Source organism: Helicobacter suis, assembly GCF_902196135.1.
GTDB classification, from domain to species: Bacteria; Campylobacterota; Campylobacteria; order Campylobacterales; family Helicobacteraceae; genus Helicobacter; species Helicobacter suis_A.
Genome location: NZ_CABIKE010000002.1, coordinates 150,441 through 168,568, shown reverse-complemented (window position 1 = coordinate 168,568; position 18,128 = coordinate 150,441). Strand labels below are relative to the sequence as shown.

Genomic DNA, 18,128 nt, shown 5'->3' with positions numbered 1-18,128 from the left:
AGATGAAAATATTTTTAATGATCTTTGCATTGGTGATAGGACTCAATGCTAAAGAAGTGTATGCCGTTTTTGATGTACTTGCCCTCCAAGATGCCAACTTAACTTTAGATTCTGCGGGTATTGTAGATGCCATTTATGTAGATGTAGGCAGTAAGGTTAAAAAGGGAGATATACTCTTAACTCTATATAACAAAGATAAAAAATCCCAAGTTAACTCCATTGTCCAGCAATACGACTTTGCCCAAAAGCAGTATGAACGCTACCAAAAAATTGGAAGAGCCATTGATAGAAATACCCTAGATAGTTATTATTCTAATTATAAGAAATTGGGCTTTGATCGCAATTATGCGAGTTCAGTCGTAGAAAAGACAATTTTAAGAGCGCCCTTTGATGGCGTGATTGCTAGTAAGAATATTGAGTTAGGCGATGGAATGAGCGCTAATAGCACGGTGTTATTTAGATTAGTCAGCCATCGATCTAAAATTGTCTTGCAATTTGACTCTAAATACTTACCCGAAGTTAAGGTAGGGGATACATTTGTCTATAGCATTGATGGCAAGCCTGAAAAAAGACGCGTACGCATCACTAAAATTTATCCTACTATTGATGCAAGTACCCGCAAGGTAAGCGCTGAGGCGCTTTTGCCGGCGAATAGTTCTCTTGTACCGGGCACTTTTGGGGATGGATTTATCCAGTAGCCATGTATAAAATAGCAATTGAAAGGCCCATTACAACTTTAATGTTTGCCCTCATGATTGTTTTCTTTGGGACAATGGCCTTAAAGAAAATCAGTGTGGCGCTTTTTCCTAATGTGGATTACCCTATTGTGGTGGTTAAAACCCAATACCCCGGAGCAAGTGCAGACATCGTAGAGAGTAAGGTAACCGATAAGATTGAAGAAGCCGTGATGGAAATTGATGGGATTAAAAAGGTTACTTCTAATAGCGCGCTTAATGTCAGCGTGGTTACGATTGAATTTGTCTTAGAAAAACCTATCACAGTAGCGGTGAATGATGTGATCAATAAGGTTTCCTCTGTTACTTTTAATGATACCAATATCAGAAAACCCACCGTGGATAAAGTAGATACTAGCGGGCAGGCCATTCTCTCGATCTTTTTGAGCAGCAAAACCCAGAGTTTAGCCGAACTTAACGATCATGCTAAAAATGTGATCAAACCTATGCTACAAAAGGTTGAGGGCGTGGGCAATGTCCAGCTTAATGGCTATCAGGAAAAACAAATCCGTATCTATGCCGATCCAACTCTTTTAAACAAATACGGCCTAACTTTTAACGATCTTTACAACACCCTTAACACCCAAAACCTTGAAATGGACGGGGGTAAGATCATTAGTAAGACCAAGAATTACGCGATTTTAGTAGATGGTAATAGCTACAAACTTAGCGACATTGCCAATATTCAAATCGGAAGCAATGTCCGGCTTGGCGATATTGCTACCATTGAAAAGGGCATTGATACAGATATTACTTATGCGAGTTATGGGAATGAACCCGGCATTGTGTTAGAAGTGCAAAAAATTGCTGGGGCTAATGAAATTAAAATCGTAGATGCCATTTATAAAGAAATGGATGCCATGCGCGCGGCTAGCCCGGGCTATAATATACGCCCCTTTTTAGACACCACAGACTACACCCGCCACTCTATTAAAGATGTTAAATTTGACTTAATTTTAGGCGGGATTTTGGCTGTTTCTGTGGTGTTTATGTTCTTGCGTAGTTTTTCAATCACCTTTGTTTCGGCAATGAGTATCCCTATTTCTATTATGGGAACTTTTGCCCTTGTTAACTGGATGGGCTTTTCTTTAAACATGCTCACTATGGTTGCTCTTACCCTTTCTATTGGGATCATTATTGATGATGCGATCGTGGTGATTGAAAATATCCATAAAAAGCTTGAGGCGGGCATGGATAAAAAGACGGCTAGTTATGAAGGCGTGCATGAAATTGCCTTTGCTATTATTGCTATTTCGGCCATGCTTTTATCGGTGTTTATCCCTGTGGGTAACATGACCGGAATGTCCGGGCGCTTTTTTAAAAGCTTTGGAATCACAGTGGCGCTAGCTATTGCTATTTCTTATATCGTAGTGGTTACGGTTGTACCCATGCTTAGCTCTATTTTGGTTAATTCCAAACAATCAGCGTTTTATAATTTCACCGAGCCCTTTTTCCAAAAAATGGATAAACTCTATGCCAAACTCTTAGGCTGGATTTTAAACCACAAGCTCATTATTTTATTACTAGTGGCTGGGATTTTTGTTAGCTCGGTACGCGTAGCGAGTAAACTAGGAATGGAATTTATTCTACAAGAGGATCGGGGTAGGTTTTATATCTGGGTGAAGGCAGATACAGATATTAGCCTGCAGCACATGTTACAGAAAATGAAGGCCTTACAGCGCGTTATTGATGCCGATCCAGATGTGGATTTTGATTCTATGCAAATAGGCTATGGGAATATCCAAAGCACCTTTAAGGGTAAATTTTATGTCCAACTTAAAAAACACCACAAGCGTAACCAATTTGTGATCATGGAAGAGATGCGCAACAAACTACGCGCCCTACCTGAAGCCAAAGATTTAGTTTCTATTAATGCAAGTGAAGTCCCTCTTATTGGGGGTGGGGATAATGCTGCTTTTCAGGTTTATATTTATTCCTCTGATCAAAAACTTGTGGATCAAACCGTAGAAAATCTACGAAAATTCTTATTAGAAAGTCCTCAACTCAAGGGCAAAGTAGCCGGTTATCACACCAATACCTCTGATTATCAAACTCAGTTTCAATTGCGAGTCTTGCGCGCAGCCACGATTAAATACGGCGTAACAGCCCAAAATATCGCCTCTGTGATCAATAATGCCTTTTCAGGGTCTAACCGTGTGAGCTACTTTAAAGAGCATGGCATGGAATATGACATCATCATCCGCGTGCCCTCTAATAAAAAGATGAGCGAGGAGGACATCAAACGCATTCAAGTTAAAAATAAAGATGGCAAATTGATGTTTTTAGACGGGCTTGTTCAGATCATTACGCGCAAAGTCCCTGCTAACATCACCCGTTATAACCGCCAGCGCAGTGTTACCGTTTTGGCTAGACCTACTGGAGGGGCAAGTTTGGGCGATCTTTTAAACCAAGTCAGGGCACACAAAGATAAGTGGCTTGTAAAAAATGTTTTCTTTGCTTTTACAGGACAGTCAGAAAGAGTTCAAGAAAACAGCGTTGCCTTTGGAACAGCCATCTCTACTGCCTTTATTCTCATTTACATGATTTTAGCCGCACTCTATGAGTCTATTCTTGAACCTCTCATTATTATGATTACCATGCCGCTTAGCTTTTCAGGGGCTTTCTTTGCGCTTGGTTTAGTCCACCAACCTATGAGTATGTTCTCTTTAATGGGCTTGATTTTGCTCATCGGAATGGTGGGTAAAAACGCAACCCTTATCATTGACATCGCCAAAGAAAAGCGCAAAGAGGGACATCCCATAGAGGAAGCTGTTATTTTAGCAGGCGAATCACGCTTGCGCCCCATTTTGATGACCACTATTGCTATGGTCTTTGGTATGTTGCCTTTAGCACTAGCCACAGGGCAGGGTTCGGCGATGAAAGCCCCTATTGGGATTGCCATGAGTGGGGGGCTTATTGTTTCTACTTTGCTTAGTTTGCTTGTAGTGCCTATTTTCTACCGCCTCATCGCGCCCATTGATGATAAGCTTAAAAAATTCTATCAGGATAATAAACCGCTTAAATCTCTAGGGGCTAAACCCAAATCCAAAGGGGATAACCCTCCAATCCCACAGGTAGCAAATGAGAAGGCTGTTTAGCTTTTTATTACTAGCTAGCACCTTAATAGGGGCTAGCCCAAACAAGCCAGAGCCCTTAACCAAAAACCAAATTTTTATCGGGGCTACAACAGGTTTTGCGACCTACCGCAATAATAAAGAACCTTGGATTAATTCCTTTGTCTGGGGGCTTAAAGGAGGCTATCAGCATAATTTTAACCCTTATGTTTCCTTAAGAGGCCAAATTGAATATCTCATGGCCATTAAACCCACCGCTTTTAATACGCTAGTCTCCTCTTTTGTAGGCTTGCACCTAGATATGGTCAATGATTTTTACCACAAATCTAAATACGCCTTTGGCACTTATATAGGGGTGGGGCTTGGTTATTTTCAGGGGGCGCATACTTTAGTGAGTTCTACGGATAACCGCAGTTTTATGGGCTATAACGGGGTTTTAGATGTGGGATTTGGTAGCACCATAGACAAACAACACCGCGTAGAGCTAGGGGTTAAAATCCCTTTTGGCAAAATCAACGCGGTTAACAACAAGTTTTTAAGCATGGATTTTTACTACTGGCTGGCTTCCTACGCTTATTTGTTTTGATCGCAAAGAATAGGCTAATTGTTTTAAAAGACTAACATCTCCACTTGCAAAGAGTTCTAAATTACTTTCTTGATTTCTTGGTTTCAGATCGTATTTTTCTTGCAAATATTCTACAATGGCCTCACCAGAGTGGACAAACTCACAAGGGTTTTTAAAACGCTCTAAAAAATAGCCCTTCAAACTAGAAACAATCCAAGGAAAATGCGTACATCCCAAAACCACCACAGAAGGCGCGCATTTTAAATCCTTAAAATAATGCACCATGCAGGCCTCTAAAAGAGGGCCTTCTAAAACCCCCTCTTCAATTAAGGGCACAAATAATCCTGTGGCTAAACTTTGCACATTTTTATAACCATGTGCGCCTAGCTCTTTTGTATAGCGGTTAGAGGTAATAGTGGCCTTAGTCCCTAGTATTAAAATGGGCTGCTCTTGAGAAGTTTTTTTAAGAACGGATAACACCCCCGCCTCAATCACACCTACAATGGGGATTTTACTTTGACTGCGCATTTGTAGCAAAGCCCACGCACTCACGCTATTACACGCTACAATGAGCATATCAATTCTGTAAGGTTTGAAGAAATCTAAAGCTTCTAGAGAAAATTTTTGAATAGTAGCGGGATCTTTAGGGCCATAAGGCACGCGCGCGGTGTCGCCATAATAAATAATGTGTTCAAACAAACGGGCTTTAAGTAGGCTTTCAAGGACACTCAGCCCGCCCACCCCACTATCAAAAACCCCAACCCTCAAGACCCCTCCTGCATGAGTCTTAAAAATTCTTGGTTATCTTTGGTGGTTTGCATTTTAGAGTAAATAAAATTAAGCGCCTCTACATCATCCATTTGTTGCATCACATTTCTAAGCACCCAAACCTTAGTGAGCGTATCCTTGCCTAACAAAATATTATCTTTACGGGTACCGGATTTGAGCACATCAAAGGCCGGATAAATGCGCCTTTCAGAAATGCTTCTAGCAAGTACAATTTCGCTATTGCCTGTACCTTTAAATTCCTCAAAAATCACCTCATCCATGCGCGATCCTGTTTCAATCAGAGCTGTAGCGATGATAGTTAAACTCCCGCCCTCCTCAATATTGCGTGCGGCCCCAAAAAAGCGCTTGGGTTTATGTAAAGCATTTGCATCTACACCCCCGCTTAAAACCTTCCCGCTTGAGGGTGTGATAGCATTATAAGCCCGTGCTAGCCTTGTAATAGAATCTAATAAAATCACCACATCTTTTCCCATTTCTACTTTGCGTTTAGCCCGTTCCAGTACTAATTCAGCAATGCGGATATGATTAGCTGAGGGCAAATCAAAAGTAGAGCTAAATACCTGCCCCTTCACACTTCTTTGCATATCAGTAACTTCCTCAGGGCGCTCATCTACGAGTAAAATCAATAATTCAACCTCAGGGTGGTTATGCGCAATGCCATGGGCTAATTCTTTCATTAACTCAGTCTTACCCGTTCTTGGCGGGGCTACAATAAGCGCGCGTTGTCCCTTACCCATTGGGCTAAACAGATCAAGAATGCGCCCGGTTACCTTGTTAGGTTCATACTCTAATTTAAGCTGTTCTGTAGGGAAAAGCGGGGTGAGGTTGTCAAAAAGCGGGCGGTTTCTAATTTCATCTAAGGGGAGGTAATTAACCGCTTCAATTTTAAGCAAGGCATAGTATTTTTCTTGATCTCTTGGGGCGCGTACTTGACCGGTTACAATATCGCCATTTCTTAAAGCAAAGCGCTTAATTTGGGAGTGGCTCACATAGGTATCGTTTTGGTTATCTGAAAAACTCCCATCTAGCCCGCGCAAAAACCCATAGCCCTCGTTCGCTGTTTCTAAAATACCTGTAAAGAGGATATAACCCCCTTGACTCACCTGATTTTTAAGAATCTCAAACATTAAATCTTGTCGTTTGAATTCCTGCGGGTTTTCTACTCTTAACTCGTTGGCAATTTCTAAGAGTTTTTCGGTAGGTTTTGCACGCAACTCCTCAATGCGATAACCACTCACAGGGGTATGGGTTTTTTGTTTAGGGTGATCTGCCATTAAAATCCTTGTTTTCTTCTGATGATTGGACAACTACAAGCCTCGCTAGGAAGAACTAAAGCGCTTAAAATGAGAAAAAGGCTATTTTAGTGTAGAAATAGCTAAAAGTCAAGACTAAATCTTGACCATGACTAGTTTTCGTTTAAATCCAGCCAAAATCACAAGCGCAAAAGTGGAGGCCACAAAGGGGTAAAGAAAAGCAGGAATGGGTAAAGGATCACCGGCTGCATAGCTGTGCATTCCTGAGAGGTAGTAATTAACCCCAAAATAAGTCATTAAAATAGAGTAAAAGCCTAGCACGCTAGCACTGGCAAAGACATAGGGCATGTAATCAAAGCGCAAAAAGCGCAAATGCAAGATCACCGCATAAACTGCAATAGAAATAAGCGCCCAAGTTTCCTTAGGGTCCCAGCCCCAATAACGCCCCCAAGATTCATTAGCCCACACCCCGCCTAAAAAATTGCCCACAGTTAGCATTAAAAGCCCCATGATCATTCCCATTTCATTAATTGCGCTAAGTGAGAGAATGGTTTGATCAATATGGGGTCTTTTTGGACTTCTAAGCAAGAATAAAAGCAAAGTGAGTAGCCCTAAAATAAAGCATAAACCTAAAAAGCCATAACTAGCCGTGATGATAGAAACATGGATATTTAGCCAGTAGGATTTAAGAACCGGTACTAGATTACTAATTTGGGGATCCATAAAACCTAAATGCGCCACAAATAGCGCTGTGCCGGCTAAAAAGCTAGAAGCACAGAGGGCTAAATTAGAGCGCAAAATTAGACCGGCTAAAGTAGATGCCCATGAAATATAAAGCATAGACTCGTAGGCATTACTCCAAGGAGAATGCCCACTCACATACCACCTTAATAATAAACCAATTGTATGGGCTAGAGTGCAAAGCAAAAGCACCGTGTAAAAACCGCGGTGTAGCCAGACATTTACGGGTTTATTTTTAAAGGTGGCGACTAAAACCACAACTAATAAAAACACACCTAGCAATAAATAAGGGGCCATTAGAAAATGGAAAAAATTGCTGTGGTTTAAAAAGATTTCAGAGTTAATTCTAGAGGCGGGTAAATAAAGATTACTATGGGCTTTTTGGTAGGCATCTAACTCTATTAGGGTTTTATTAACCGCCTCCCATTTGTTATGATCCACCCCCGTATCAAAACCCACGAATAAAGCGTGCAAAAATCCTGTGGCTTCTTTGGTTAGAGTCGCATCGCTACTTTTAATCGCATCTTCTGGATCGAGCCAAATTTGGCCTTTGTGGCTGGGGAAAATTTTTAAGATCGAACCGCTAAAAATCATGTAAACTAGATTAATGCGCTCATCAACTTTAAGCACATCTTTATCAAATTCATCGCGATCTTTAGGGGCTTTTTGGTTAATCTCCTCTACATAGTTGTTGAGTTTATAACCATGATCGCCGAAGAGATCCAAAAAAGCCACCCGCCTTTGGTTAGCAGGGACTCCTATCATCATGCGTAATTTAGGCGTGGAGGTGTAGATCATTTTAATGTTTTTATAATCATCTGGATAAAGCATCATGCCAAGCATCACCTGCAAATTATCCATGCCTTTAAAACCATCTTGGTGGGTGATTTTATGGATAAGCTCCATGCTAAGTGTATCTAAGGGCTTAATGCGCCCCTCAAAACCTTGCACTTGCAAACGGCCAAATCTTTCTAATTGGCCTTTGGAGTGGGCTTTAAGATTTTTCATGCGCGTAATGATCTGTGCGTTTCTTTGAGCGGTTTTATCTATCTTAACTTTAGCCATGTTTTCTACAGGGGTTTTTGCCTCTTTGCCCCCGTGCATGTCAATCTTGCCCTGCTGCGCACGCGCATAAGAGCCAAACCCTAAAGAAAGGGCTAATAAAATCCCGGCTACTTGCTGGGTCTTTAAAAAGCGTGAGAGTTTTTGAAAACGCCCCTCTTTATTAAAGAGCAATAAAAGCGCGCCTAAAATCAGCATGGCATAGCCTGCGTAGGTGAAGTTTTTACCCGGATCGCGATTAACCGAAAGAATCGTACCTTTTTCATCTTGATCATAAGAGGATTGGAAAAAACGATACCCGCCATAATCTAAAACATGGTTCATAAAAATCCTATAGGGTTTGATCACCTTGCCATCTGCGCCTAACACCTCTACTTCAGAGGCATAAGAAGAAGGGCTCATAGAACCGGGGTAGCGCTCTAATTCAAAGCGTTTTAAATGCAGTTTAAAGGGGAGTTTACGCTCTGAAATACCCCAATTCAAACTAATTTGCATGTCTTTAAGCATGGCATGTGCATCTTGGCTTTCTACCTCATGCCCGCCTATGATTTGTAGTGTCTGGCTTTCTCCATCAAAACTTGCCTTAATAACTAAAAGAGCGCGGTTATCTTTTTTATTAGGAGTGATTTTGCGTACACTTAAGGGTTCTAAAAGCAGGGTTTTACCATAGACCATAACCTCCGTATTAGGGAGATGTTTAGAAAAGGGCGAGAGGGGGGTTTTAAGAGAAAAATGCAAAGGGGGGCTGTCTTTTTTTTGCACGGTGAGATTTAAATAGCTATCCGTCGTACGGATACGATCGCTACTTTGATCTTGGCGGATATGCATCGTAGCCTCAAAGCCAAAAAAGCGCGTAACCCCCGCGCCTAAAATAATAAGTACTAGCGAACTATGGAAAAAAAGGCTAATGTAGCGCTTTCTTTGCCATGCTTTAGAAGTGATCATTGTGCCAATAATGACAATTAACAAATACACATGCAAAGCGCTAAACCACCAAGTGCCATAAATAATAGCGCGGCTAGCAGGAGTACCATAGTCGTTTTCTATAAAGGTGGCCATAGCACAAGCGGTGGCGTATACAACAATAAGGGGAATGGCTACCCAAAACGATCCAAAAAAGAACGCAAAGATTTGTCTAACTTGCATGCTTAGACTCTCTTGTCTTTTTAAGGATGTAGGCGCGTAGTTTTTGGATAAAGACTTTATCATCATTAATGCCCTGATAAAGGTTATTGCCTACAAATTCTAAAACCGCTAAAAATTGGACATGGGGCATGTAACCGGGGAGTTCATAGATGGTTTTACCGGTGGAGTCGGCTAAAACAATGGTGGGTGTGGAGTTAACCTCATACATCTGGGCAAGCTCGGAAGTGGGCAATTTAAACTCATGGGGTTTTTCAGGCGTGCCGATTTTAAAATCATGCATCTTGCTATAACTGGTGTTGATGTAGTAGGCACTAAAATGTGTTTTGATGTAGTTTTTAAGCTCTGCATAGTGCTTTAAATCTTGCTTGAGCATTTCGCAGTACGCACAGCCATTTTTGCCAAAAATAAGTAGCATATGTTTGCCATGGGGGCTGATGATACGGGTATCTTGAAAGATATCTTCTAGTCCGGCATAACTTTGTTTATCTAAATTGTCGCTTGTCTCTAGCGTACTTTTAGGAGAGACCGCCCCTGAGGAAATCATGCTCTCATCAATTTCATCATCAGAAGCCAAACTAAAATGGAATAATAAAAGCAATAAAGCAAAATAAGAGATTATACGCATTTAAAAGCCTCTTGGTGTGGATTAAAGGGGACATTGTAGCCTTTTGTCTTAAAATCTTGGCTTAGGGAAGGAGCGTTTTCTACAAGCTCTAAAATAGCCTTGATAAAGAGAGGGTGATCGTTTAAACAGGGGCAAACTAAATATTCAGGCACGGCTAGACGCGTCGCCTCTAGTTTATATTGGATTTGTAACTCAAAAAGGGTTTCAGAATTATCAATGCTAAAGGCCAAAGGATAAATGAGGATTTTATCGCGGCGGTGTTGTTCTATCATGCTCTCAGTACTAGGTTCAAGCCATTTTAAAGGCCCTACTTTAGATTGGTAGGCAAGTTCAATGTGCTTAAATTTAAAGGGTAAAAGGAGGCGTTTTAACAGACTCACTTGGTGTAAACATTCAGCCTGATAAGGATCGCCCTCTTTGATCATGCTTTCAGGTAATCCATGTACGGAAAAAATCAAGACAAAATCTTTTGCAGATCTATTCTGCAGGGTCTTAGAAATGCTTTGAATAATGGCCTCGTTGTAAAGCAAATGGGTGTAAAAGCGATTAACAATGCGCAGATTAGGATAAAAATGCAAAGTTTCTAGGGTTTTAAAAGCTTCTTGCATGGAGGATTGTGTGGTGGTGGTGGAATATTGGGGGTACATAGAAAAAAGCACTAAAGAATTAAAACCTTGTTGGGCTAATTCATTAAAAACCATAGAGGTAAAGGGAGGGGTGTAGCGCATAGCATAGGTGTAGTGGCGGCTTGTATCCAAAGCATTAAGGCGGTTTGTAAGCCTAGCGGTGAGATCGTTAATGGGGGATTTATTGCCGATGCATTTGTAAATATCTTGGGCTTTTTGTAGGCGGTTTTTGACAATGAAACTCCCTAAAATTTTGCGCAAAAGAGGGTTTTTAAAGGAGAGAATACAGGGGTCAGCAAACATGTTTTTAAGGAAAAGCGCGACCTCAGCTAAATGATTAGGGCCGCCCATGTTAAGCAAAACAACCGCCTCTTTAGTAGACATGCATAAAAACCGCGAAAAAAATAGAAAATAGCATAGGCGCATTATGCCATGTTGTGTGTTCAAAAATAAAGTGAAGCGATTTAAAACTAACTATTTGCTAAAACACATGAAGCTGCCAGCATAATTGATACAATCCTACCCGCTAAGAATGGTTTTACTTAAAAATGTTAAATAGCGCGTGGTAAAATGTCTTATCTTTAACATAAGGAAGTCCATGTTTGAAACCATTATCGGGTTAGAAGTACATGCCCAGCTTAATACTAAAAGTAAAATATTTTGCTCTTGCCCTACTAGTTTTAAAGACGCCCCTAATAGTAACACCTGCCCCGTGTGTTTAGGGTTGCCCGGAGCCTTGCCTGTGCTAAATATTGAAGCGGTGAGAAAAGCCATTGCCTTTGGCACAGCAATTCATGCAACAATCAATCAAAATAGTGTTTTTGCCCGTAAAAACTATTTTTATCCCGATCTGCCTAAGGCTTATCAAATTTCTCAGTTTGAATTGCCCATTGTGAGCCATGGGTATTTAGACATACAGATAGAAGCGGGGATAAAACGCATTGCTATTGAGAGGGCGCATTTAGAAGAAGATGCGGGGAAGAATATCCATAGCGCGCAGTATTCACAAGTAGATTTAAACCGCGCGGGCACGCCGCTTTTAGAAATTGTGAGTTGCCCGGATATGCGCAGTAGTAGCGAGGCGATTAGCTATCTTAAAAAATTGCATAGCATTGTGTGTTTTTTAGATATTTGCGATGGCAATATGCAAGAGGGCAATTTTAGATGCGATGCTAATGTCTCTATTCGCCCAAAAGGCGAGGAGAAACTCTATACCCGTGTAGAAATTAAAAATCTTAATAGCTTTAAATTTATCCAAAAGGCCATTGATTATGAGGTGGCGCGCCAGATAGAGGCCTTTGAGCGCGGGACTTATGAAAAAGAAGTGGTGCAAGAAACCCGTTTATTTGATACAAGTAAAGGTATCACCCAATCCATGCGCAATAAAGAGGGTTCAGCGGATTATCGGTATTTCCCAGATCCCGATCTCAAACCTCTTTTTATCCCAGTAGAACTTTTACAAGAGGCGCAAAATATTAAAGAACTCCCGGATGCTAAAAAAGAGCGCTATGTGAAAAATTTAGGGCTTAAATCTGAGGAGGCTGATATTTTGGTGAGTAGTCTAGAAATGGCTAATTATTTTGAAGCCATGTTAGAGCAGGGGGCTAGCGCTAAGGGGAGTTTTACTTGGCTAAGCGTGGAACTTTTAGGCCGTTTGCAGGGCGAGCAGAGTTTGCAAGATAGCCCTATAAAATCCCAAGTTTTAGCCCATTTAGTGCGCCTCATTGATAGTAAGCACATTTCAGGCAAGGCCGGCAAGGAAATTCTAGATACACTGATGGAGCAAAAAATGGCTTGTGTGGCAGATATTGAGCAAATCATTGCTAAGCGCAATTTAGCCCAAATGGGGGATAAAGAGGTGATTTTAAAGGCTATTAAGACGATTTTAGAGGCTAATCCGGATAAGGTTAAGGATTATAAGGGCGGTAAAGAAAAGCTTTTAGGGTTTTTTGTTGGACAGGTGCTTAAAAATTTAAAAAACGCTAATCCGGCGATGGTTAATAGCTTGTTAAAAGAGGAATTAGCCTAAAATCTTAGGGCTTGAGGGTTTTAAAATCTTGCATTTCAGTTACACTATAGCGGCTAACTTGAAAGCCAGTAGGGTTTTTAGGCATCATAGTTGTATCAAAGGAGGGTGGGGGCAAAAAGGTAAAGCTAAGTACGATGTTATAGCGCTTTTGCTGGATTAATTGCCCCGCATCAAAGAGTTTAGCCACAATTTGTACATGGGCGATATTTTGATTCTTAGAATGTTTAAGCAAGGCGATATTGACAATATGAATATCGCGATCCATTTTAGGGGCGGTGTAAATGCTATTTTTAGAGGCAACTAGGCTTTCAAAAACATGCCAAACTGACGCGTTACTTTGTAAACGCACCACCTCATAGCGGTTTTGATCATCAATGTGGTTAATGGATTCGCGGTTTAAAATGTATTGGCCTACCAATGAACGCACTAAAGCTTCATTACTGGCTAAATTTGCATCGGCTCTTTGGATAATGGCATAGTGTTTATCTTGGTTAGCAAAGTCAATAAAATGGTGCTGGGTTTGCTTAAGAGGCAAGAGAATAATTAATGCAACGGTTAGGGCTAAACTAATCAAACTTAGTAGCACCACAAGTTTATAAGCCATAGCGCTATTGCGTCTTTCAATCCGAAACACACTATTTAAATCTAGGTGTGATAAAGCCAAACTTTCAATCTTACTAGCCATTTCCTGTTCTAGTTTGGCTTGATTCTCTTGGATTTTTAAATACAATTCGTGAAAAAGTTGTTCTTTGAGGAGATTTTTCTCATCAGATTCCATACACAGCCCTCAGAAGGGGTTGGTTTTTATTCATCTATTCTGTGTCTCCCCATTTAAAAATCATAATTATAGAAAAGCAAATTTTAAGGTATCTTAGCTTAAAGCAGAATATAGCTTTTCTAGTTTTTAAATAACGCATTCCCAATACGCACCATATTAGACCCGCAGGCAATAGCGATTTCAAAATCTGCACTCATACCCATAGATAAAATTTGGGCATGGGGTAATTGATCAAATAATTCTTTGGCTTTTTTAAAAACGCTTTCTGTTTGTACTCTAGTTGCATTAAGAGGGCCAATAACCATAAGACCTTTTAAATGGATTTGTGGGCAAGTTTGGCTAATAGTTAGGTAGGTTTGTAGGGCTAATTCAGGATTAACACCACTTTTATTAGATTCTTCTGCGATATTGACTTGTAAAAGGGCGTTAAGAGGTTCTTTAGCACGAGTTTGAATCGCCTTAGCTAGTTCTAAAGAGTGCAAACTATGTAAAAGAGTAGGTTTTAAGGCTAAAAGTTTGTTGATTTTATTGTGCTGTAAGACTCCTAACATGTGCCACTCTAAGGATAAATCTTGTAGGGCATTAGATTTGATTTGATAATCCTGAATTTTATTTTCTCCAAAAGCGCACTGGCCACAGGCATAAAGGGCTTTAATTTGTTCTATGGTGGCGTATTTAGAAACGGCGATGAGTTGTACGGGGTGGTTAGAATGGCTGGCTTTTTCAATCCGAGCAAAGAGTTGATCTAATTTTTTTCTAAAATCCATTTTAGCCCTTAGGAGAGGTATAAATGTGGTAGTGTTTATAAAGTGCATCGCTTAAGGGAGGAATGAGATTTTGCTTAGCTAGCTTTTCTAGCACTTTTAAAGAACAATCCGTCTCTCTAGGCCATGTGCGTTTGTGTTCTTGTGTATTTTTATCTGTAGCGTCTATACAAATCAGAGATGTACCTAGCCAAATATCTCGCTGGGCGTCTATATTATTAACCACACGCCAAAGTAGCATGTAAGGGTTATTTAAATCGTTTTTATGTGCATCTACTAGAATGATTGCGCTAAGGTGGGGATAAAGGGGCTCTAAATTTTTAAGCTCAGAATTGAGTGGGTTTGTTTTGGCTACTCCAACTAGTGCGATTGGGTTTTTAGTGTGCGAACCATATTGCTTTAAAGTTTGGATAGAGGGCATAAGAATTTGTAAGCGCTCTAAAAGAATACCATCATCTAAAGGAGTTTTAGGATGGGGGGTGATCTCTAGGGCTTCTAGTCCTAATTTACCCCCAAAGGCATAATCAGGGCTAGCATGATCAAGAGCATCGCATATACCTTGCGTGATAATTGTTTTAGCTAAATTAAGATGATTTAAAATGTATTCAAAAATAGCCGGGTAATTAGTTAATGCGGGCGCATCTGCACCTACAAAAATGGCGTGTTTAACAAAACTCATCTGGCCTGTGCCCCAAAAGTGGTGCATGATCTGGCTAGCATGTCTAGGATAACTAGGCTTTATTTTTACTAAGATAAAATTATGAAATACCCCATTTTCTGGCATGTGATAATCTAGTAAACCATGCGCGCTTTTTTGTAAGAGTGGCAAAAAGAGTCGTTCGGTAAAAAAACCCATGTATTTATCCTCAACTGGAGGTTTACCCACTACACTAGCTAAATAAATGGGATTTTGCTTTAAAGCTAAGGCACTCACTTCTAGTACGGGGTAGGGCTCTTTAGGGGTGTAAAATCCGGTGTGATCGCCAAAAGGGCCTTCTAAGCGCAACTCATTAACATCTACCCAGCCCTCAAGAATAATATCTGCATCAATAGGTACGCAAAGTGGGTTAGTTTTACAAGGCATGAGTGAAGCGCGCTTATTTCTTAATAGCCCGTAGAGAGCTAGCTCAAACATTCCATAAGGCAAGGGCGCTTGTCCACACCAAGTATAAAGCACATCACCTCCAATAGCCACACTCACAGGCATTTTTACCCCCGCTTGTTTATAGGCATGGAAAAAGTGGTTAGCATCTTTGTGGATTTGCCAATGCAGACCTAAATGATTTTGATCATAAACTTGTAGACGGTAAAGCCCTAAATTTTGGTGTTTGCCATCTAAACTTTTAGTATAAACTTGCCCCATAGTGATAAAGGGGGCGGCATCTTCCTCCCAAGTGGTTAGAATGGGTAATTTATAAAGATTAACCTCTGTATCCAAAAAATAGCGGTGAGAAGATGGCTTTTTAGAGATTTTAGGCAGGGTGTGATACAACGCGCCTAAATTCTTAAGGCAAAACCATAAATCTTTAACATTCTTAGGTTTTTGTAAATTAAGTAGGGTTTGGAGTTGTTGTCTGCAGGCTTCAATGGGTCTATTTAAAATCATCTCTAAACGCTCTTTTGAGCCAAAAACATTCATTAAAACAGGAATATCAAAAACAAAATTATCTTTAATGGGTTTATTAAAGAGTAAGGCCTGTCCGCCTTTGGGTTTTTTAGCCTCAATATAGGCAATATGGGGGATTTCTAGCCTAATATCTAGGGGCGTGTCAATAACGCGCAAAGCTTTAATGGTTTGTAATTTAGTAATGAGTTCGTACAAATTAAATAGAAACCAAGCACACGCTCAAACAATAGGGGATTTCTTGCAAGGCGTGTAAGATTTTAGGGCTAATAGAGGCATCTACTAAAATAACAGCTAAGGCCTCTTGTTTACTATTACGGCCTAAACGAAAGTCAGCAATGTTAATATCATACTTAGCTAGGGTTTGGCCTACATTGCCAATAACCCCGGGTTTATCTGTGTTTTTAAATAAGATCATCGTGCCCTGAGGTTTGACATCCATTTCAAAGCCATTAATATTCGTGATTTTTAATAAATCATTTGCAAAGACCGTCCCGCTTACTTGGGTAGTTTGGCTAGGGCTACTCATGTGCAAAGTAATTAAATTGGTATAAGGTGTGGCATCTTCTAAAGTTTTGATATTAAGAGTGATATTGCGCTCTTTAGCAATGAAAGGGGCATTAACATAATTGATTTTCTCGCCTAAAGTAGGTTTAAGTAAACCCATAAGTACAAAGGTGAGTAGCGAATTAGAATATTCCTTAATAGGGCCAGCTAAGGTCAATTCTAACCCATTGCAGGCGTCTTTATTGATTTGTGAACAAAGAAAGCCTAGTTTTTGGGTAAGGGATAAATAAGGTTTAGCATAGGGGGCGATGTTTTCTTGGATAGGGATATTTAGCGCATTAGGATAACTGCTACCTCTTAGTGCCTCTAAAGCAGCTTGGGTAGCCTGTAAAGCAATTTGCTCTTGGGATTCTAAAGTGTTAGCGCCAATATGGGGGGTTACATAGACATTTTCTAAATCTAAAAGCGGGTTATTAATCCCGGGCTCTTTACTAAAAACATCTAATCCTAACCAGCGTATTTTTTGAGATTTAAGAGCATCATAAAGCGCCGTCTCATTATAAAGCCCCCCTCTAGCACAATTAATTAAAATCACCCCCTCTTTCATCTGCGCAATTTGCTCTGCATCAATAATATTAATGGTCTCTTGGTTTTTGGGGGTGTGAATCGTGATAATATCACAGGCTAAAATATCCTTAAAGTTTTTAGTGTAGATCACGCCTAAATCGGTGGCTTTGGATTTGGAGATATAAGGATCGTAGGTATACACTTCCATACCAAAGGCTAGTGCACGCACCCCTACACGCGAACCAATATTGCCAAAACCAATGATGCCTAATTTTTTACCAAAAAGCTCAGTGCCATACCAATCCTCGCGTTTCCAAAGCCGTTTGAGTTTAAGCTGAGTGTTAGCCCCGGGAAAACAGCGCACCGCATTTAATAAATGCGCCATAGTGAGCTCTACGGCAGCAATAGTATTAGCTGTGGGGACATTCATCACCACAATTCCTCTTTGTGAGCAATACTGTATATCCACATTATCCACCCCCACGCCAGCCCTTACCACTGCTTTAAGTGTATGCGCTTCTTTTAGCATAGAGGCATTAATAGCAGTCATGCTACGGGTGATGAGTACATGGGCATCTTTAATTGCTAAGGGTAGTTCATCTTTAGGGAGGTTAGAATAATCTACAAAGGTAAAATCTTGCTGTTCTTGTAAAAGTTTTAAACCCTTTGGGTGGATAGGATCACAGATAGCAATGTGCACGGTTATCCTTTAATCAAGTTCATAGGGAATTTGGTAGTATTTAAGATCATCTAAAAATTGTTTAGCCGTGTTAGGCAGATAAATAATTAAAGTTATCTTTTTATCCTTTTCATCCGTAGCAAAATCAATGTGTTTAACTTTAAGAATCTCATGCAAACAAAAAAGTTTATAGGTATCTAAATTCCTCACTAATAATTTGCGTCTGGGGACATTATCTAAAAATTCAACGGCTAGTTTACGCTCCACAACAGGGTAGCTAAAATCCTCTTTTCCTTCAGCAAATCGGATATGGTTTTCGTGTAAAGATTTGACAAAAGAACTCTTACTTTCTGCACTTGTAGAGTCAGGTTGCTGGTTTAAATCAGATTGCTGGTTTTTAATACCCAAGAGTGTAGAAGACACATTCACACCAAAAGAAGATACTGACGCGGGTCTTTTCCCTTCATAAATATAGGTTTTATAGCCAAGATAGGCCACCACAGCTAAGGCAATGCACGCCACAAGCCCAAGAATTAATGAGCGAATTACAGCGCGCATAGCTTAG

General features: G+C 40.3%; 14 protein-coding genes. 4 read left to right on the top strand and 10 right to left on the bottom strand.

Features of this window, described 5'->3' with window-relative positions:
• Positions 1–2: 2 nt before the first annotated feature.
• Genes G6Q06_RS02285 through G6Q06_RS02275 form a run of 3 tightly spaced genes read left to right on the top strand, consistent with a single transcriptional unit; the run spans position 3 to position 4,394 of the window.
• Positions 3–698: an efflux RND transporter periplasmic adaptor subunit gene (locus G6Q06_RS02285; protein WP_163532818.1), complete on the top strand. Its 696-nt coding sequence runs from the start codon at positions 3–5 to the stop codon at positions 696–698.
• A gap of 2 nt (positions 699–700) precedes the next feature.
• The gene (locus tag G6Q06_RS02280; RefSeq protein WP_163565578.1) at positions 701–3,832 is read left to right on the top strand and encodes an efflux RND transporter permease subunit; all 3,132 of its coding nucleotides are present in this window, start codon (positions 701–703) and stop codon (positions 3,830–3,832) included.
• Positions 3,816–4,394, top strand: coding sequence for an outer membrane beta-barrel protein (locus tag G6Q06_RS02275; RefSeq protein ID WP_163565577.1), 579 nt, complete (start codon positions 3,816–3,818; stop codon positions 4,392–4,394). The genes G6Q06_RS02280 and G6Q06_RS02275 overlap by 17 nt, the downstream gene beginning before the upstream one ends.
• Here the strand turns inward: G6Q06_RS02275 and murI are convergent.
• The 5 genes from murI to hemH all read right to left on the bottom strand — a co-directional run bounded on the left by murI (position 4,344) and on the right by hemH (position 10,999).
• Positions 4,344–5,141 carry a glutamate racemase gene (gene murI, locus G6Q06_RS02270; protein ID WP_205435777.1) on the bottom strand — a complete coding sequence of 266 codons (798 nt, stop codon included), beginning with the start codon at positions 5,139–5,141 and terminating at the stop codon, positions 4,344–4,346. The two genes, G6Q06_RS02275 and murI, sit on opposite strands and share 51 nt — an antisense overlap.
• Positions 5,138–6,436: a transcription termination factor Rho gene (gene rho, locus G6Q06_RS02265; RefSeq protein WP_163532821.1), complete on the bottom strand. Its 1,299-nt coding sequence runs from the start codon at positions 6,434–6,436 to the stop codon at positions 5,138–5,140. The genes murI and rho overlap by 4 nt, the downstream gene beginning before the upstream one ends.
• Before the next feature lie 114 nt (positions 6,437–6,550).
• On the bottom strand, positions 6,551–9,364 hold the full coding sequence (gene ccsA, locus G6Q06_RS02260) for a cytochrome c biogenesis protein (RefSeq protein ID WP_205435774.1): 2,814 nt from the start codon (positions 9,362–9,364) through the stop codon (positions 6,551–6,553).
• Positions 9,354–9,989: a SoxW family protein gene (locus tag G6Q06_RS02255; protein ID WP_163565576.1), complete on the bottom strand. Its 636-nt coding sequence runs from the start codon at positions 9,987–9,989 to the stop codon at positions 9,354–9,356. Before G6Q06_RS02255 ends, ccsA begins: the two co-directional genes overlap by 11 nt.
• On the bottom strand, positions 9,980–10,999 hold the full coding sequence (hemH, locus tag G6Q06_RS02250; RefSeq protein WP_163565575.1) for a ferrochelatase: 1,020 nt from the start codon (positions 10,997–10,999) through the stop codon (positions 9,980–9,982). Before hemH ends, G6Q06_RS02255 begins: the two co-directional genes overlap by 10 nt.
• 214 nt (positions 11,000–11,213) lie before the next feature.
• Here hemH and gatB point away from each other — a divergent pair, with 214 nt between their 5' ends.
• Positions 11,214–12,644: an Asp-tRNA(Asn)/Glu-tRNA(Gln) amidotransferase subunit GatB gene (gene gatB / locus G6Q06_RS02245; RefSeq protein WP_205435771.1), complete on the top strand. Its 1,431-nt coding sequence runs from the start codon at positions 11,214–11,216 to the stop codon at positions 12,642–12,644.
• A 4-nt stretch (positions 12,645–12,648) separates the two neighbouring features.
• On the opposite strand, the gene G6Q06_RS02240 is transcribed toward gatB, so the two are convergent.
• From G6Q06_RS02240 to G6Q06_RS02220, 5 genes are all read right to left on the bottom strand, one after another.
• Positions 12,649–13,422 carry a type IV secretion system protein gene (locus G6Q06_RS02240; RefSeq protein ID WP_163565574.1) on the bottom strand — a complete coding sequence of 258 codons (774 nt, stop codon included), beginning with the start codon at positions 13,420–13,422 and terminating at the stop codon, positions 12,649–12,651.
• 119 nt (positions 13,423–13,541) lie between these two features.
• Positions 13,542–14,189 carry a YggS family pyridoxal phosphate-dependent enzyme gene (locus G6Q06_RS02235; protein WP_205435768.1) on the bottom strand — a complete coding sequence of 216 codons (648 nt, stop codon included), beginning with the start codon at positions 14,187–14,189 and terminating at the stop codon, positions 13,542–13,544.
• Position 14,190: 1 nt separating this feature from the next.
• Positions 14,191–16,008 (bottom strand): menaquinone biosynthesis decarboxylase, encoded by a 1,818-nt coding sequence (locus G6Q06_RS02230; RefSeq protein WP_163565572.1) that lies wholly within the window; start codon positions 16,006–16,008, stop codon positions 14,191–14,193.
• Position 16,009: 1 nt separating this feature from the next.
• On the bottom strand, positions 16,010–17,584 hold the full coding sequence (gene serA / locus G6Q06_RS02225) for a phosphoglycerate dehydrogenase (protein ID WP_163565571.1): 1,575 nt from the start codon (positions 17,582–17,584) through the stop codon (positions 16,010–16,012).
• Positions 17,585–17,593: 9 nt separating this feature from the next.
• Positions 17,594–18,121, bottom strand: a complete 528-nt coding sequence (locus tag G6Q06_RS02220; RefSeq protein ID WP_163532827.1) for a hypothetical protein — start codon at positions 18,119–18,121, stop codon at positions 17,594–17,596.
• Between the last annotated feature and the right edge of the window lie 7 nt (positions 18,122–18,128).